The sequence below is a fragment of the Veillonella seminalis genome, assembly GCF_003992065.1.
GTDB lineage: Bacteria > Bacillota > Negativicutes > Veillonellales > Veillonellaceae > Veillonella_A > Veillonella_A seminalis.
The window spans coordinates 74600-90484 of the sequence record NZ_RQUZ01000004.1 but is presented as its reverse complement, the minus strand read 5'-3'; the positions used below and the strand labels follow the sequence as shown (position 1 = coordinate 90484).

17 protein-coding genes and 1 tRNA gene are annotated in these 15885 nt (G+C 40.8%); 17 read left to right on the top strand and 1 reads right to left on the bottom strand.

The genetic code is table 11. The features are described 5' to 3' along the window. The first annotated feature begins 8 nt into the window (after window positions 1-8). The 6 genes from EO126_RS03785 to EO126_RS03760 all read left to right on the top strand — a co-directional run bounded on the left by EO126_RS03785 (window position 9) and on the right by EO126_RS03760 (window position 4856). Entirely contained in the window at window positions 9-734 is a 726-nt protein-coding gene (locus EO126_RS03785) for a WecB/TagA/CpsF family glycosyltransferase (protein WP_127007674.1), read from the top strand. A 14-nt stretch (window positions 735-748) separates the two neighbouring features. Further along, window positions 749-1393, top strand: coding sequence for a phosphatidylserine decarboxylase family protein (locus EO126_RS03780; RefSeq protein ID WP_006556548.1), 645 nt, complete (start codon window positions 749-751; stop codon window positions 1391-1393). Next, the gene (pssA, locus tag EO126_RS03775; RefSeq protein ID WP_006556549.1) at window positions 1386-2057 is read left to right on the top strand and encodes a CDP-diacylglycerol--serine O-phosphatidyltransferase; all 672 of its coding nucleotides are present in this window, start codon (window positions 1386-1388) and stop codon (window positions 2055-2057) included. Before EO126_RS03780 ends, pssA begins: the two co-directional genes overlap by 8 nt. Window positions 2058-2071: 14 nt before the next feature. Beyond that, window positions 2072-3337: a glycosyltransferase family 2 protein gene (locus tag EO126_RS03770; RefSeq protein WP_006556550.1), complete on the top strand. Its 1266-nt coding sequence runs from the start codon at window positions 2072-2074 to the stop codon at window positions 3335-3337. Window positions 3338-3595: 258 nt separating this feature from the next. Beyond that, a complete protein-coding gene (surE, locus tag EO126_RS03765) occupies window positions 3596-4363 on the top strand; it encodes a 5'/3'-nucleotidase SurE (RefSeq protein WP_127007672.1) in 768 nt (255 codons plus the stop codon). A 151-nt stretch (window positions 4364-4514) separates the two neighbouring features. Next, on the top strand, window positions 4515-4856 hold the full coding sequence (locus EO126_RS03760) for an MmcQ/YjbR family DNA-binding protein (RefSeq protein WP_127007670.1): 342 nt from the start codon (window positions 4515-4517) through the stop codon (window positions 4854-4856). Window positions 4857-5241: 385 nt separating this feature from the next. On the opposite strand, the gene EO126_RS03755 is transcribed toward EO126_RS03760, so the two are convergent. Beyond that, window positions 5242-5325 (bottom strand) — tRNA-Leu (locus tag EO126_RS03755). A gap of 296 nt (window positions 5326-5621) precedes the next feature. Between EO126_RS03755 and EO126_RS03750 the strand changes: the two genes are divergently transcribed. The 11 genes from EO126_RS03750 to EO126_RS03700 all read left to right on the top strand — a co-directional run bounded on the left by EO126_RS03750 (window position 5622) and on the right by EO126_RS03700 (window position 15608). After that, on the top strand, window positions 5622-5981 hold the full coding sequence (locus tag EO126_RS03750; RefSeq protein WP_127007668.1) for a hypothetical protein: 360 nt from the start codon (window positions 5622-5624) through the stop codon (window positions 5979-5981). After that, complete coding sequence (locus EO126_RS03745) at window positions 5965-6525, top strand: LysR family transcriptional regulator substrate-binding protein (RefSeq protein WP_164726698.1); 561 nt, start codon at window positions 5965-5967, stop codon at window positions 6523-6525. Before EO126_RS03750 ends, EO126_RS03745 begins: the two co-directional genes overlap by 17 nt. Continuing rightward, on the top strand, window positions 6515-6898 hold the full coding sequence (locus EO126_RS03740) for a VOC family protein (RefSeq protein ID WP_127007664.1): 384 nt from the start codon (window positions 6515-6517) through the stop codon (window positions 6896-6898). Before EO126_RS03745 ends, EO126_RS03740 begins: the two co-directional genes overlap by 11 nt. 193 nt (window positions 6899-7091) lie before the next feature. Beyond that, entirely contained in the window at window positions 7092-7508 is a 417-nt protein-coding gene (locus tag EO126_RS03735) for a DoxX family protein (protein WP_127007662.1), read from the top strand. A 313-nt stretch (window positions 7509-7821) separates the two neighbouring features. Then, on the top strand, window positions 7822-8436 hold the full coding sequence (locus tag EO126_RS03730) for a thiamine diphosphokinase (protein WP_006556558.1): 615 nt from the start codon (window positions 7822-7824) through the stop codon (window positions 8434-8436). Between the two features lie 48 nt (window positions 8437-8484). Continuing rightward, on the top strand, window positions 8485-9663 hold the full coding sequence (locus tag EO126_RS03725) for a hypothetical protein (protein WP_127007660.1): 1179 nt from the start codon (window positions 8485-8487) through the stop codon (window positions 9661-9663). Window positions 9664-9693: 30 nt separating this feature from the next. Then, a complete protein-coding gene (locus EO126_RS03720; protein WP_127007658.1) occupies window positions 9694-10950 on the top strand; it encodes a cation:proton antiporter domain-containing protein in 1257 nt (418 codons plus the stop codon). Between the two features lie 3 nt (window positions 10951-10953). Beyond that, complete coding sequence (locus EO126_RS03715) at window positions 10954-12405, top strand: sensor histidine kinase (RefSeq protein WP_127007656.1); 1452 nt, start codon at window positions 10954-10956, stop codon at window positions 12403-12405. Window positions 12406-12409: 4 nt separating this feature from the next. Next, entirely contained in the window at window positions 12410-13108 is a 699-nt protein-coding gene (locus EO126_RS03710) for a response regulator transcription factor (RefSeq protein WP_006556562.1), read from the top strand. Window positions 13109-13357: 249 nt separating this feature from the next. Continuing rightward, window positions 13358-13990, top strand: coding sequence for a phosphatase PAP2 family protein (locus EO126_RS03705; protein ID WP_127007654.1), 633 nt, complete (start codon window positions 13358-13360; stop codon window positions 13988-13990). Continuing rightward, window positions 13983-15608, top strand: coding sequence for an ArnT family glycosyltransferase (locus tag EO126_RS03700; protein WP_127007652.1), 1626 nt, complete (start codon window positions 13983-13985; stop codon window positions 15606-15608). The genes EO126_RS03705 and EO126_RS03700 overlap by 8 nt, the downstream gene beginning before the upstream one ends. The last annotated feature ends 277 nt before the right edge of the window (window positions 15609-15885 follow it).

Sequence of the window (15885 nt, the reverse complement as noted above, 5' to 3'; positions counted from 1 at the left end):
TATTTGTTTTGCGAAATCAATTGAGCATTCTCGATGTGCCGGTTGATGTCATAACCATGAAAGAAGCTGTTCAGCGTGTACAGAATTTATATTCTGAGCCGGGGCTACATACTGTAGTCACGGTTAACGCTGAAATGGTTATGCGCGCCCGTCACGATAAAGAATTGCACCAAATTTTAAAACAAGCAGATATGGCCGTCCCCGATGGGGCCGGTGTGCTATGGGCTGCCGAGCAATTAGGGCAGCACATTCCCGAACGTGTTGCCGGTTGTGATTTGGCAGTGGCCTTATTGCAGGAAGCTTCACAACATAAAACGCCTGTGTATTTTTTCGGCGCTGAACCCGGTGTGGCAGAGCAAGCCGTGAAGAATATGGAGGCTCTCATTGGTCCTTTACAGGTAGTCGGTATCCACTCCGGCTTTTTTGATGAGCAAGAAGAAGTTAACATTATTAAAGCCATTGAAGATGGCGGTGCAAAACTTGTCCTTGTGGCACTGGGTGTGCCTAAACAGGAGAAATGGATAACTTCTAAGCTGTCTCATTTAGATAAAGTAGTCGCTATCGGCTTGGGCGGTTCCTTTGATGTAATGGCGGGCACTGTAAAAAGAGCACCGCAATGGATGCAACGAAATCGTTTAGAATGGTTATATCGATTGTTGAATCAACCGCAACGCATCGGTCGTATGATGGCGTTACCTAAATTTATGTGGGCGGTGAAGCAATTAAAAAAATAGAGAGGTGGTGCGAGATGCCCACAGGGTTTATTGTTAAAGATGGTTACCCGTTTATTGGTGTAACTTTTCTTATAGCATTGCTGGTGGGATATTTTATCTCCCCGTATGTGGCGATAATACCATTTATATTGGCTTGCTTTTTTACCTTCTTTTTTAGAAATCCGAAACGGGTTATTCCGACCGATCCGGATGTCTTAGTGTCACCGGCTGACGGTAAGGTAATGGAAGTAAGCGAAGTATATGAAGATTTATTTTTAAATACTGAATGTAAGAAGGTTACGATTTTTCTTTCGGTTTTTGACGTGCACGTAAACCGGGCACCGATGGAAGGGAAAATTACGTTCCGACAATATACATGTGGCGGCTTTTTACCGGCTTATAAAGATACGGTCGGCTTTGAAAATGAACGTCACTCCATTGGCATTGACAATGGACGAATTGAAATTTTAGTTACACAAATCGCAGGATTATTAGCTCGGCGTATTATATCGTGGACTGACTTAGGTAACAACTTAGCTAAAGGACAACTGTACGGGATGATTAAATTCGGTTCCTGTACAGAAGTTTTCGTGCCTAAATCAGTGGACATTACTGTTAAAAAAGGCGATTATGTACGTGGCGGAGAATCGATTATCGGGAGGCTGCAAAAACATGGATAAATCTATATTTCCAAATTTGTTTACGGCTGCTAATCTATCCTTTGGCGTCGTAGGCATTACTTTCGCGGCCAATGGAGAATTTACATTAGCGGCAATTTGTGTGTTGTTATCCTTATTGGCTGACGGCTGTGACGGTCGTGTGGCTCGGGCACTTGGCGTATCCGGTCCTATGGGTCGTGAATTAGACTCTTTGGCGGATGTGGTAGGTTTCGGGGTCGCACCGGCATATATGTTATATATGTATCAGTTAAGTTACACCGGTTGGCTCGGCTATGTGCCTTTATTGGCATTTTCCGTACTCGGTGCTTTCCGCTTGGCTCGTTTCAATATCATGACTGATGAAGTACATGGTTACTTCTTAGGTTTACCGATTCCGGCAGCCGGCTGTATGGCGGCCACCTATGTATTGTCCGGTATTCGTTTACCGGAATGGTTGTTGATGATCTTGATGGTTGTAGTCGGTTATTTAATGGTTAGCCGTGTTCATCATCCGGATTTCAAAGGCAAAGGTGCCGATCCGGTAAATAATTTGGCATTAATTATTGTTGCGATTTTGGGCGTTTTGGCATTAGTTTGGGATTGGCATTCATGGCCGGTTCTTATCTTTGCTTTATACGCTGTATTCGGTATCAGTAATACTATTATTAATCTTGTAAAACGGTGAGGTGAAGGACGTAAATGGACTATATTCTTGACCTTGTCATGATTCCGCTACAGGTAATTATCGTATTTTATACGATTTATTACTTTGTGTTAGCCGTAGCGGGTATGTGGCGAAGGAAAGAAAAAAAGAATTATACGCCTAAGAACTCATTTGCCATTATTGTATGTGCTCATAACGAGGAGGCCGTTGTCGGTCAATTGGTAGAGAATTTGAAGATTCTTGACTATCCTAAAGAGCTGTACGATATATTTGTAGTAGCTGATAATTGTACCGACAGGACGGCTGAAATTGCTCGTGAAGCCGGTGCAATTGTACATGAGCGTGAAAATAAAGAAGAAGTGGGCAAGGGGTATGCCATGGGGTGGATGTTTAACCGCATCTATGAAATGGACAGAAAATATGATGCCTTTGTAATTTTTGACGCTGATAATCTGGTACATCCTCATTTCTTAGCTGAAATGAATTACCACTTGGAATTGGGAGAGCCGGTTATTCAAGGCTATTTAAATGCCAAAAACCCGACTGATACATGGGTGGCAGGCACATTTGCGATTGCTTTCTGGCAAGTGAATCACATGTGGCATTTAGCTAAATATAACCTTGGTTTGTCGACTGCTCTCGGTGGTACGGGTATGTGTATCCGTACGGACATTATTAAAACCTATGGTTGGGATTGTAATTGTTTGACCGAAGACATGGAATTTTCCATGAAGCTTTTGATTCATGGGGTGAAAACAACGTGGGCTCATGATGCTATTGTGTATGATGAAAAACCGTTGACCTTCATGCAATCATGGCGGCAGCGTAAGCGTTGGGCACAAGGGCATTTTGATTGTGGCGAACGCTATATTCCTCAACTGTTTGTTGAAGGAATTAAGCAAGGTAACTTACGTATTTTAGACGGTATTATTCAGATCAGTCAGCCATATTTCTTATTGGTATCGACATTCTATCTGATTATGACCTATATTAATGCGTATGTACCGATTTATACGAATATTATTTATCAGATTTTACCGGTTACTGTGTGGACTATCATCGGTATTGGGCAATATTTATTCCCGCTCATCGTATTGGCTACGATTAAGGTACCGCCTAAAGTTTGGTTGTATTATTTGGTATATCCGCTTTTCATGTACAGTTGGGTTCCGGTAACCTTCTTGGGCTACTTGAATCGACATGATAAAGTGTGGGCGCATACCCAACATACACGTGGTGTTTCGCTGGGCGAAGTGAAATTAACTCGTATGGGCGATGCGGATAAATCAATAAAAAAATAAAATGTAAGACATAAAACAAAAAAGTGCCTGGTTATAGGCACTTTTTTGTATATATATTGCGAAAATTATAAAAAGAATTTTCTTTTTAATATTCCTTGAAAAAAGAGGAAACGAGTTATTATTCCTACTTACACATCGATTGTTCAAGCTTTGGGTGGACTTGTATTAGAAATATCTATATAATTAAAGATAGATGGCTATTATCTTATAAAGTGAGTAGCCTGTTTTATGGTGAAAAGAAAGGATCTATAAACGACTATGCACATTTTATTAACAAATGATGACGGCGTATGGGCCAACGGGATATTAGATTTAGGTGCGGAACTTGCTAAAGAGCACCGCGTAACGGTTATTGCGCCGGAAGTGGAACAGAGTGCCAAATCACATGCCATTACCATTCAGATGCCGGTACGGTTGCGCCGTTTTTCTGATGAGGAAGATAATCCGAGACGCTTTGCCGTAACGGGGACGCCGACAGATTGCATGAAATTTGCGTTGTCTCATTTTTTGAAAAATAATATGCCGGATCTTGTAGTATCCGGTGTTAATAATGGGTTTAATTTAGGATCCGATGCACTTTATTCTGGGACAGTCAGTGCCGCTATGGAAGCCATGTTCTATCGTGTTCCGGCGTTAGCTGTGTCTGTTGAATGCTACAGTAAGAAGCGCAGTGCGGAAATTATGCCGTTCATTCGTGAATTCGTAGGTGAAGTTTTTGAAAAACAGCAATTTAAAGGCCTTTTGAACATGAACTTTGCCAAAGAAGGACCGGTAGGTTGGGAAAATTGTGAAATCCTCGATCAAGGTATGCAGATGTATTACGATATTATCGATCCTCGTGAAGATCGCAAGGGCCGTAAATATTATTGGATTGGCGGTAAATTAGCTTTTGAACCGGAAGCAACGCCGACTGACGTAGCGTCTATTAAAGAAGGAAAAGTTACTGTGGTAGCTCTTACTTGGAAACAGCAGGATGACGAAGGCACGGCTCAAATGCGTGAAATTTTGGGGACAATTAAGAAGTAAATATATATAAGTTTTTAAGTAAAAACTCTTGGCATTTTTGATACCAAGAGTTTTATTATTAAAGGCACTATTTACCATCAGGTGTTTAATTACTCTATATAAGGAACTGTTAGTAATATTCGTAGTATTTAATAAAAGTAAGAAGTGATTAGTGATAAATTATAATCAAATTTTTGACACTCAAATATTTAATCCGGTTAAAGCTGAAAAATTCGGCTTTAAAATGAATCAGGAAGATTGCTATGAATGGGAAACGCTTCTTGAAGGGTATGACTTAATACTGACTGTTGTTATTGGTAAGCAACAATGCAATATAAGAGTCTTAACGTTACCTGACAGAGAACCCTACGAGTTATTCGAGGTGGTAAGCAGCGACGGTCCCTTTGTTACGGAAATTAAGAAATATTGGATTTCTATTTTATTAGATCATTTGGTTGATATGAAGCTAGTGCAGAAATTAATTGATGAGAGCTATGGGTTGGTGGAGAAGTAAATAATTTGACCGGTGTAGTTTAAATAGATTTAGTATATTTTACAATACAAAAAAACAACAAAATATAACAAACAACAAAACATAACAACATAAATGCGAGAGAAAGGGTTGACGAATGGGGGGATACTTCCTTTTAGGTAGTATCTATCTAAAAAGTACATACTTGACGCTTATATATTATTACGTTAACATATACATAAGATGAGCCGTCATAGTGTTTCGTAGCGCTAGGCTCATCTCTGTGGAAAATGGAAAATTGAGAAATGGCCTAGTCGTTACTTAACGATTAGGTCATTTTATTCTATATGCCAAAGATTATATTAAATAAAAAAGAAGTCAACCCAAATCGCTCAAAGGCGACATGATGGGTTAACTTCTTTTTTTGTGGTGCGGTTGGCGGGAGTCGAACCCGCACACCCGAAGGCACTGCCGCCTGAAGACAGCGCGTCTGCCATTCCGCCACAACCGCATGAAATATGTTCTTATTGTATTACTTTTGGTGTTGCGTGTCAAATAAGGGCATTTGCGTTAGTTAGTGCATCAGAATATACTTTTGAATCTTCAAATGGTATTGATAATTTTGTATAATTAGATGTATAAGACTGTAAAATAATTTAGCCGGGGCAATCTGTTGTAGCCCTGAAATTATTGATAATGACTAATGTTTGAAGCATTTTATTATAATTGGCTAAAGTTAGCCTTTGTTTAGTAAGATCTTATCAACCTGTTATTTTTGAGAATTAAACTTAATAAAGGAGACATAACATGGAAGCCAGTCAGTTATATGAAGATTTATTGCAATATGTGGAAAACCAGCACTATGAAGAAGTAGATGCTAAGACATTTTATCGGAAGATTTTTCCTGAAGGCATACTCGAAAAAGAAGGAGGCTCTGAAGGCAAGCCTAATGGTATATTAGTTACTAAAGACGTATCGGGTAAACCGACAGGCCATTCGGCTATCAGTGATGAATTGAATGAGATTTTAAATTTGGATCATAATGCCGAAGCGGTGATGGCACCAATTTCGTATTACGGGCAAAGTTTAACCGGCCGTAACGGCGGGGGTTTACATGCATTGACCATTACCGTACATTTTAAAATCATTTTTGGCGGATTATCCTAATATTACGATCTATTTAAAAGAAGGCACTAATGTGGAATTGGCCAAGTGGCTTCAAGAAGGTGTCATTGATCTTTCTTTCTCAGCGAAGCCTTCGATGAAAGATGAGTTTGATTGGATTCCGGTATTGACCGATGAATTGATGGCCTGGTTACCGGAACGGTATGGTTCCAACTATGGCGATTCATTTCCGGTAAAAGATTTGGAAAAATATCCCTTTATTATTACCCAACCGGACAATGATACCGATATCGATAGGGTGCTTCATGATTTAGGCATTGAAGCGGATATTCATTTCAGTACCAAGGATGCCTATGCTACCTATAAAATGGTGGAGGCTGATTTGGGTGTTAGTTTTAATCAACAGTTAATTGCCCGTGATTGGACCGGTAAAGTGACGGTATTATCATTTAAACCGGCACAATACATTGAACTGGGTTTGGCATTGCCGAGCATGAATGAGGCTTCACCGGTAATGAAGCAGTTTATTTCGTATGTGAAACAATCTATTTTAGAACAGGGAGCAAGTGATAAGAATGAAAATTAAAGCCATAGATCATCTTGGGATTACAACAGCTGATTTAGATACATGTTTAGCGTTTTATGTCGGTATTTTAGGGATGGAGCTCGATGAGTCGAATCATCGCTATGCTTTACGGTTTGGCAATAGTAAATTTAATATCCATACGCGTAAAGCTGAATTTTTGCCGGCTGCTCAAAACCCGACATATGGCAGTCTTGATTTGTGTCTTGTTGTGGATGTACCGATTAATGAAATTGTAAACGAAATTACGTCGAAGAAGTATCCTATCGAAGACGGGCCGGTGCTTCGTCACGGTGCCCAAGGGGCTATGCAAAGTATATATTTAAGAGATTTTGACGGTAATTTAATTGAAATTAGTTCTTATAATGAAATATAGAAAAATATAAATATAATTGTTGGCAAGGTCGGCAAAGAACTATATAATGTTGCATGTAATCATAATTATTACTAGTTATAGCTAGTAAAGCATTAAGCCTATTGTGAGAGGTTAATGCTCTTGTGTTGAAGAGTTTGCGTTAACTTTTTAATGCAGTTAGTGTGTTTAGACAGAATGAAAGAGAGTGACAGACATGAACATTTTATTGAAAAACTTATTCCGTTACCAAGATCAAGGCTTATTATTTTATCGTATCGTTTTCGGTTTATCCATGATGGCTCACGGCTATTTTAAATTTGCCGGCGGTGAACAGATGTTGACCGGCGTAGGCAGTATGTTGGGCGTATTTGGTATTACCGGTGGCTATTATATGTTAGGTGTTATGGCAGCCAGTGCTGAATTAATCGGTGGTTTATTGGTTATCTTGGGCCTTGCTACTCGTTTAGGTACATTAATGATTGTCGGTACTTTATTCGTAGCTACTGTATTAGAATTAGGTCACGGTTTCTTCAAATGGGATTATCCGTCTCAGATGATGTTCGGTGCTATTATGCTCTTCATTGCAGGTCCCGGTCGTTTCAGCTTTGACTACAAATGGGCTCATAAATAAGAACTGAGTAATAGATAGAAATTAAATATAAAGTATCAAGAACTGAATATTAAGCAATAAAACTAGTGAGAGCTCCTTTAGAGGAGCTCTTTTTGTTGCTGTAAATGTATTTTAAATAAGATTCTTTCATTAGCCCCTGAGTAAGATGCTATGATTGGGTCCAACTTGGTTCTTATTATTTAGCTTTTAACCCTGTTCCTGATTTGAACTATAATGCTTCTTTTGATGTATACCCCGCTTTTGGTGTTCCTTTATCCTGTTATATGGTGTATAGTTAAATCATATATTAAACTGTGAAGCGGTGGGAGTAACTATGAGAAAACATTGTGCAATAGTACTTGGTGGAATTTTTTCACCAATGGACGGAATTGAAACAGCCGATTTTATTATCGCTTGTGACAAAGGCTATGCCTATATTCGTGAATACGATTTGGAACCGGATTTGTTCGTAGGGGATTTTGATTCGTTTCACGGGCAGATTACAAAGGGAATTGAGATTCTTAATTTGCCGACGGAAAAAGATGATACCGATACTATGGCGGCTATTCGTTATGCCTTAGATCATGATTATAAAGACTTGACTTTATATTGCGCTTTTGGCGGTCGTTTTGACCATTTAATGGGAAATGTGCAGGCCGCTATGTACGCCGTATCGCAGGGGGCTGTTGTGCGCATGGTCAGTCAGGATACGGATAGTTATTTATTTAGCCATGGCGATATTACTTTAGAACCACGCATGGATTACTCGCTGACGGTACTGGCTTTATCCGATGAATGCCATAATGTGACGATTACCGGTGCTAAGTATGCATTAAAAAATGCTACTTTACACAATACAAATCCGGTAGGCGTAAGCAATGTTTGGCATGATACGGTTCATGTAAAGGTGGGCGACGGTATTTTGATGGTGACCATGTCACACATGTAAGAAAGGAATACGGTAATTGAGCACGTATACTCTTTAAGGAGTGATAGTATGGTGCATATGTTTTCACTATGGGATGATAATATTCGTGAAATAGAAATTGTATCGGATGCACTGACTATGGTCATGCCGGAGCCGGATGATGAAGTGGAGCAACGCCTCACATTGAAACGCGATGGTACGGTTACGCTTAAACGATTTGTTTTTGGTAATGGAATTAATCAATATACTGAAACAGAAAATCGTTCGTTTTCTGTTTCTTCGCAAAAGATGATGGATCTCTTTGACTATATCGGTTATTATTTACAAATGGACTCCGGTCAACTTTTGGTGACGGACGTGGGTTATTGGAATCTGTTTATAACAAATAGCCGCGGCCATCGTACGCCCGTATCGGGCCCGTTGTTTCACAATGAAGAAATCATTTGTTACAACGAAGAGCCTGTTTGCGATATTATTCGTGATTTACTAGGCATCCCTGATTTATTGCTCTTCGACGGCAATATGGACCGGTTGGATTTTATAGATATTGAATACAGCCATAAGATTATCGATTCTGAGGCGTATTCTAAAAAAGAACGTCTGCAAATCGATCGTGATGCCAAACGAATTATATATACCGTTTTGGATGCACAGGGACGGCGTTACCAACAAATTTTAGAAGATGATAAGCAAATTTTCACACTTTTGAATGAATTAGGCGATGAATGCTTGGTGGAACGTCAGGAACCGGTCACATTGGCACCTGATGCTAAGCCGGCCTTGGAAATTTCTTATCGCATTGATACACGAACCAAGCAGGGCAAAACGTATATGTGTGAAGATAGTTTTGATCGTTATCATATCCCGGAAGACTGGGAAGATTTTGTTGTGCTTTTTAAAAAATATTTTGAAAAACAGCTTCGTTTGGGTGAACTGTTTGATGAAACGTACTATAATAGGGAAGTACGCTTGCTTAACGATTATTGTTTCGTGATTGTGCAATTTTCAGATTATGGACGTGATTACGCCTATGTATGTGAAGATGACTCGGTAAAAGCCGGGGATTGGGCGCTGGTGCCGGTAGGCGAATTCAATACGACGGAAAAAGTTCAGGTGCAACGGGTCGAGTATCATCAGCCGGATAGAGCGCCGTATCCGTTACATAAAATTAAAAAAGTAATTAGAAAGTTTAATCCGGCTACGGATGTGGCCCCCGACTTGGAAGCGACGGATATATATCGTGACTGACAGATTGGTGGTCCCGGGAGGTTTTGAAGGATGTTAACATCATTAGGATTTGTCATATTAGGCGGTGCTGCTTTAGCGGCCGTATGTCGAAAAATACAGTTACCTACGATTGTAGGTCTTATGTTGGCAGGGTTATTGCTGGGGCCGCAAGGCGGTAATTGGCTGGATACGACTATGCTTACCATTTCACCGGATTTACGACAAATGGCACTTATTGTCATTCTCGTAAAGGCAGGCTTGGCCATTAATCTGCGTGATATTTGGGGCCTCGGTCGCCCACTCTTAATGATGTCGACCGTTCCGATGTTATTGGAATTAAGTTTACTTACCTATTTGGGGCTTGCTGTTTTTGGATTACATGGCTTAGAGGCTTTACTCTTAGCTACGGCGGTTTGTGCCGTATCACCGGCGGTTGTAGTATTTCGCATGATTCGACTCATTGAATTGCGCTATGGGACGAAGAAGAAAATTCCTCAGCTTATTATGGTAGCCTCGTCGTTAGAAGACATTGTGGTTGTGGTTATATTCTCCTTAGTATTGGCCTTAGTGGAAGCGCATGTGGCAACACCGGAAGGGCTAAGTGCCTTAGCTATTGGCGGTCAAGTGCCGATGGCGCTGATTAGTGGTATTGTACTGGGCTTTATAGGCGGTTTTATTTTATCATTCATTGCCAAACGAATGAGCAAGGGTGATGAATTATTGCCGGGGACGGTCACTTTGATTTTGACGATTTTAATTGCCGCTTCCTTTGTGATGGTAGCTATCGGCAACTGGTTTAAACCGTATGCCGCTGTTTCGGGGCTTTTGGCGGTCATGATTATGTCCAGTGTTGTCAAAGGGCAGGTGTCCTATGAATTGGGGCAGGCCTTAAACCGTCAAATCAATCAACTGTGGATTCCGATTGAAATCATCTTATTCGTGCTTGTAGGGGCCGCCATCGATACGACGTATATGCTCAGCATGAGCGGTATTTTGATCGGTATTATAGCTTTGGGTTTGATTGCCCGCATGTTTGGTGTCGGTATATCCTTGATGAAAACGGTTTTATCTACCAAAGAGAGCCTTTATTGTGCGATTTCGTTTGCGCCGAAAGCTACGGTACAAGCGGCTATCGGGGGAATTCCGTTGGCACTTGGTTTAGACAGCGGCCCGTTAGTGTTGGCCGCATCGGCTATGGCCATTTTAATTACATCGCCAATCGGGGCATTTGGGATGGATTATTTTTATAAACGATTATTGGAACCGGAAACAGATCCTATTATAGAAGGACAAGGGGAGGCAAAGTAAGGAATGTTGATAAAAAAACGGTTGGCAATCTCTAATATTTTGATGATTGCTATTCCGACGATAGTGGCACTGTTGATTGTATTTGTCAGCTTAGCTGCTATTTGGATACCAAGCGTACAACGAAATAACATCGGGGTTCGTGATTTGGAAGATTTTGAACGAACCGGTACGTTTATGCTGACGCAGGTGGAAGGTAAGCTTCAGGAAACGGCAGCAGCCGGTCGGGAGCCGAAGATTTCGGATGTATCAGCCGCATTACGCCAAGTTACGGGATATACGGTGCGCGTGGAAGGGTCTACCGGTGAACTGTGGACTTGGGGCGATGCTCCGGATGCGGAGTCTCTTAAACTGCAAGATGCAGCGGATCAATTAAGTGGTGACGGCATCATTTCAAACGGTGATCACGCCATAGCAATGCGCAATGTAGTGACTAAGTCGGGGGAATATCGTGTATACATTTACGGTTCGGAAATTAAGACACGTACTTGGCCGGCTAAAAACACGGTTAAATGGTCGCTGATTTTCCTCTTTGTAATATTTATCATAGGCATTATTGTAGCGAATAAATTTTTAACTCGCTTTGTATTCCAACGTATTCGCAGTGCCTTGGATTTATTGGCATCGGGAGTGCGCCAGATTCGCGACGGCAATTTAAAGATTAAGCTCACCTATGACGGTAAAGACGAGTTTGCGCCGATTTGCGAAGACTTTAATGATATGGCTCGCCGTTTGGAAGAATCCGTAACCTTGATTCAAAAGCAGGAACAAAATCGTAAAGAATTACTGGCCGGTATTTCTCATGATTTACGATCTCCGTTGACGTCCATTAAAGCCTATGCGGAAGGCCTGCAGGATGGTATTGCGACAACCCCTGAATTACAGGCTAAGTATGTCCGTATGATTCAAACGAAAGCGGATGAAATGGAGCACATGATCAGTAATCTTTTCACGTTTTCTAAAATGGATTTGGAAGAATACCCAAGTTATCCTGAAAAAATGGATTTAGGCACGCATTTGGATATGTTTATCCGTGATGAAGGGGAAGCCTATAAGAATAAAGGCTTAATCTTACATCGAGAAGCGATTGAGTTCGGCTCTTTGATTTGGGCCGATCCGTTTCAAATTCGAAATATTATAGCCAATATTGCCGATAACAGTGTAAAATATAAAGTGCATGAGACCGGTAATTTATATATTTCCTGTCAAAATCAGGCGGATACGGTAGAGCTTATTTTGCAAGATGACGGACCCGGTGCCAATGAAGCCAGTTTGGATCGGCTTTTTAACGTATTCTATCGCAGTGATGCGGCTCGCAGTAATCCTCATAAGGGAAGCGGTTTGGGGCTGGCGATTGTCAAAAAGATGGTGCAGCAAATGGGCGGTACCATTGAAGCGAAGAGTGCTGCCGGCGAAGGGTTGAGTATTATCATGAAGTTCCCGAAATATGGAGGTTAATGCAGTGGCGAAACGAATTTTAATTATTGAAGACGACCAGGCAATTGCTGAAATTGAACGAGATTATTTAGAACTGAGCCAATTTGAAGTAACCTTAGCTAATGATGGCGGTAAAGGGTTGGAGCTTGCCTTAAATGAGGCATTTGATTTGATTTTGTTGGATGTTATGTTACCGACCGTTGACGGTTTCAGTATTTTAAAGAAATTAAGAGAAACCTTGGATATTCCGATTTTGATGGTAACGGCTAAACAGGAAGATATCGATAAAATCCGCGGCCTCGGTTTAGGTGCCGACGATTATATTGAAAAGCCGTTCTCGCCAAGTATTTTGGTGGCTCGTGTGAAGGCCAATATTGCTCAATATGAACGCTTACGCAAAGGGCAAAGTACCAATAAAGGGGAAGCGGATATTCAGGTCGGTCATTTACTAATCCAACCGGGCTCTCATCGTGTATTTGTGCACAATGAAGAAGTGAACTTGAAAAACAAGGAATATGAATTGCTTTTATTCTTAGTTCGTAACGGTGACTTGGTATTCGATAAAGAAACCTTGTATGAGCGCATTTGGGGGCTCGAAGCCATTGGCGACGTGGCAACTGTAGCCGTTCATATCAATCGTTTGCGTGAAAAAATTGAAGATGATCCGAGCAACCCGCGTTATATTGAAACCGTGTGGGGTGCCGGCTATCGGTTTAAAATGTAGCTTACGATACATATAGTTTACGAAAAATAGCAGGTCAAAATGTAGCACAGGCAAAATAGAATATAACAGTAAGCTTTATAGCTGTCTGATAGGAAAAATCCCGTCCGACAGCTATTTTTTTATTGTAAAAATTTTGATTTATTGATTTGAAATAAAAGTTTAAATTTTGTTTATATTTGGTGTAAATCTTGTTTAAAACCCTTTTGTATACTAAGACTGTAAATTAGAAGAAAGGGGGCTATTACATTGATGGAACAATTTTTTAGTCTCATACAACAATATGATTTTTCAATTTTGAATTATATATGGTTATATGGACATACACATTGGCTGGATATTCTTATGGAAGAAGCCACCGATTTAGGTAATGCCGGCATAATCTGGATTGCTCTCGGCATAGTATTGATGTTTCAAAAGAAATACCGAAAAGTCGGTTATATGATACTTACGGCTATGGTCATCGGATTCGTCCTTTTGAACTTGGGCGTTAAACCGCTGGTGGCTCGGCCCAGACCGTTTGAACTGCAACCGGCCGTGCAGCTGTTAATCCATGAACCGTGGGATTATTCGTTCCCATCCGGCCATGCTTGGTCAGCTTTGGCTACAGTTACGATTTTATTTATGAATAAAATTCCGGGCCGTTATGTGGCCTTAGGCGTAGCATTACTTATCAGTTTTTCGAGAATTTATTTATATGTACATTATCCGTCGGATGTTATTATGGGTGGTATATTCGGGGTGATTATAGGTATGGTCAGTGTATATGGTTGGCGTTATTTTGCCAAAAAATATGCACAGCGTCATTCCATCGCTGCTGAAAAATCCCGTTCAGATTTTGAGTTATCCTATACGCAGATTGAGGAGAGTGCCCATCATGAGTGAGTCAAGAAAATATCTCGGTTGGATTTTACTGTTAGGTGTGTATCTATTTTTCTTGGGCAATTGGGGCATTGCCATCACGGATCCGGTAGAGTCTAACTATGCTTTAACGTCAAAAGAGATGTTAGCAGCCGGTAATTATTTATCGCCTCAGATTTACGGTAATTATTGGTATGACAAACCGATTTTCTTTTATTGGGAAGTGATTGCTGCGTTTAAACTATTCGGCGTCAATGAATGGGTGGCGCGTTTTTTCCCAGCTGTCTTCGGGATTATCGGGCTTTTGATGACCTATTGGTTCACACAAAAACTCTTTAACCGTCTGACCGCGCTTGTAGCTACGGTTGTTTTGGGAACTTCTTTAGAATATTGGCTCATTTCTAAAACTGTCATTACCGATATGACTTTATTCGTGTTCTTTAACGCGGCGTTGATTTCGTTTTATTTGGGTTATTATTTTAAACAGCGTAATTACTATTACGGGGCGTATTTCTTTGCAGGCTTAGCTGTTTTGACAAAAGGTCCTATCGGCTTGTTGTTACCGGGCTTAATCGTTGTGTTATTCTTAGTTTCACAGCGCGATTACAAAGAATTGCTTCATATGAAATGGCTCGGCGGGATTGCCATATTTGTCTTGACGGCCGGTCCTTGGTATTACTACATGTACAGCGTGCACGGCATGGATTTTATCGATACCTTCTTGGGTGTTCACAATGTATTGCGTGCCACCGTTTCGGAACATCCGCGCGATAATGTGTGGTATTACTACTTTGGCATGTTTATTATCGGGTTCTTCCCGTGGGTGTTTACCTTACCGTACCTCTTTAAACGTCGTTTTCAGGCACAGCGTCAGCGTTTGCAGACGGCCATGGCTTCCGGTGCGAATATAGGTGTGGGGGGAGCCAATAAAACTGATGATAATCGTTTCGATTCGCTGGTTATGAATATCGGTTCTGTGAACAGTGGCGGTGCCGTTCTCCATGCACAATACGCTACCAATTCCGGTAGTGAGGGGACGGCTGGTTGGCGAGCAACACTTCGTGGCATGATGCGCTTTGATCAGACCACAATTTTCTTGTTGATTTGGGCATTTACGATTGCCGTATTCTATCAATTGATGGCGACCAAATATACGACATATACCTTCCCGTATTTGTTGCCAATCGCTATTTTGGCGGCTCGTGTGATGGTAAACCATTTGAAATTGGTGAAATACACTGTGATTGCCAATATCGTACTGTACTCCGTGCTTACCTTTGCCGTAGCGATTCCGTATTGCAACGCTTATTCCTCTAAAGATGTGGGGAACGTGGTGGCCCAAACGGTAAAACCGGGAGATATGGTCGTAAGCTATGGTCGTTATCAGACATCGGCCGGCTTCTACAGTAATCAGTTGATTTATCGGGTGGAAAAAGCCGCTGATATTCCGGGTCTTGAACCGTCGGCTATGAATTGGAATACAAAAAACGTAATGCCGTTCATTGCGGAAGAAACCGTGGCAACACGTGATGACGTTGTTGCCATCGTAGATAATCGCCGCTTAAAAGAATTTAAAGCTGATATGCCGGGACAATGGCAAGAAGTAAAAGCTTTGGATAAATTTACGGTGTTTAGAAAATAAGGTGCCTAAGTGGGCAATAGGAGATTTAGTTAAGTAACAGTATAATACTTGGTTAAGTAACCATCTGATTTTAAGTTAAGTAACATAATCAATAAAGCAAAAAGCAACTAAAGGTGAAAATGCCTTTGGTTGCTTTTTTGTTGATGGTGATTTTTGATATTTTTCTAAATTATTTACAGTATATCGAAATCTCTGATTTAAAGGGGTCGAATTCGCCCCCTTTAAAATTTGAAGCCGAATACTAAGAATTTTTTCTTATATAGCTAACTTATTTATA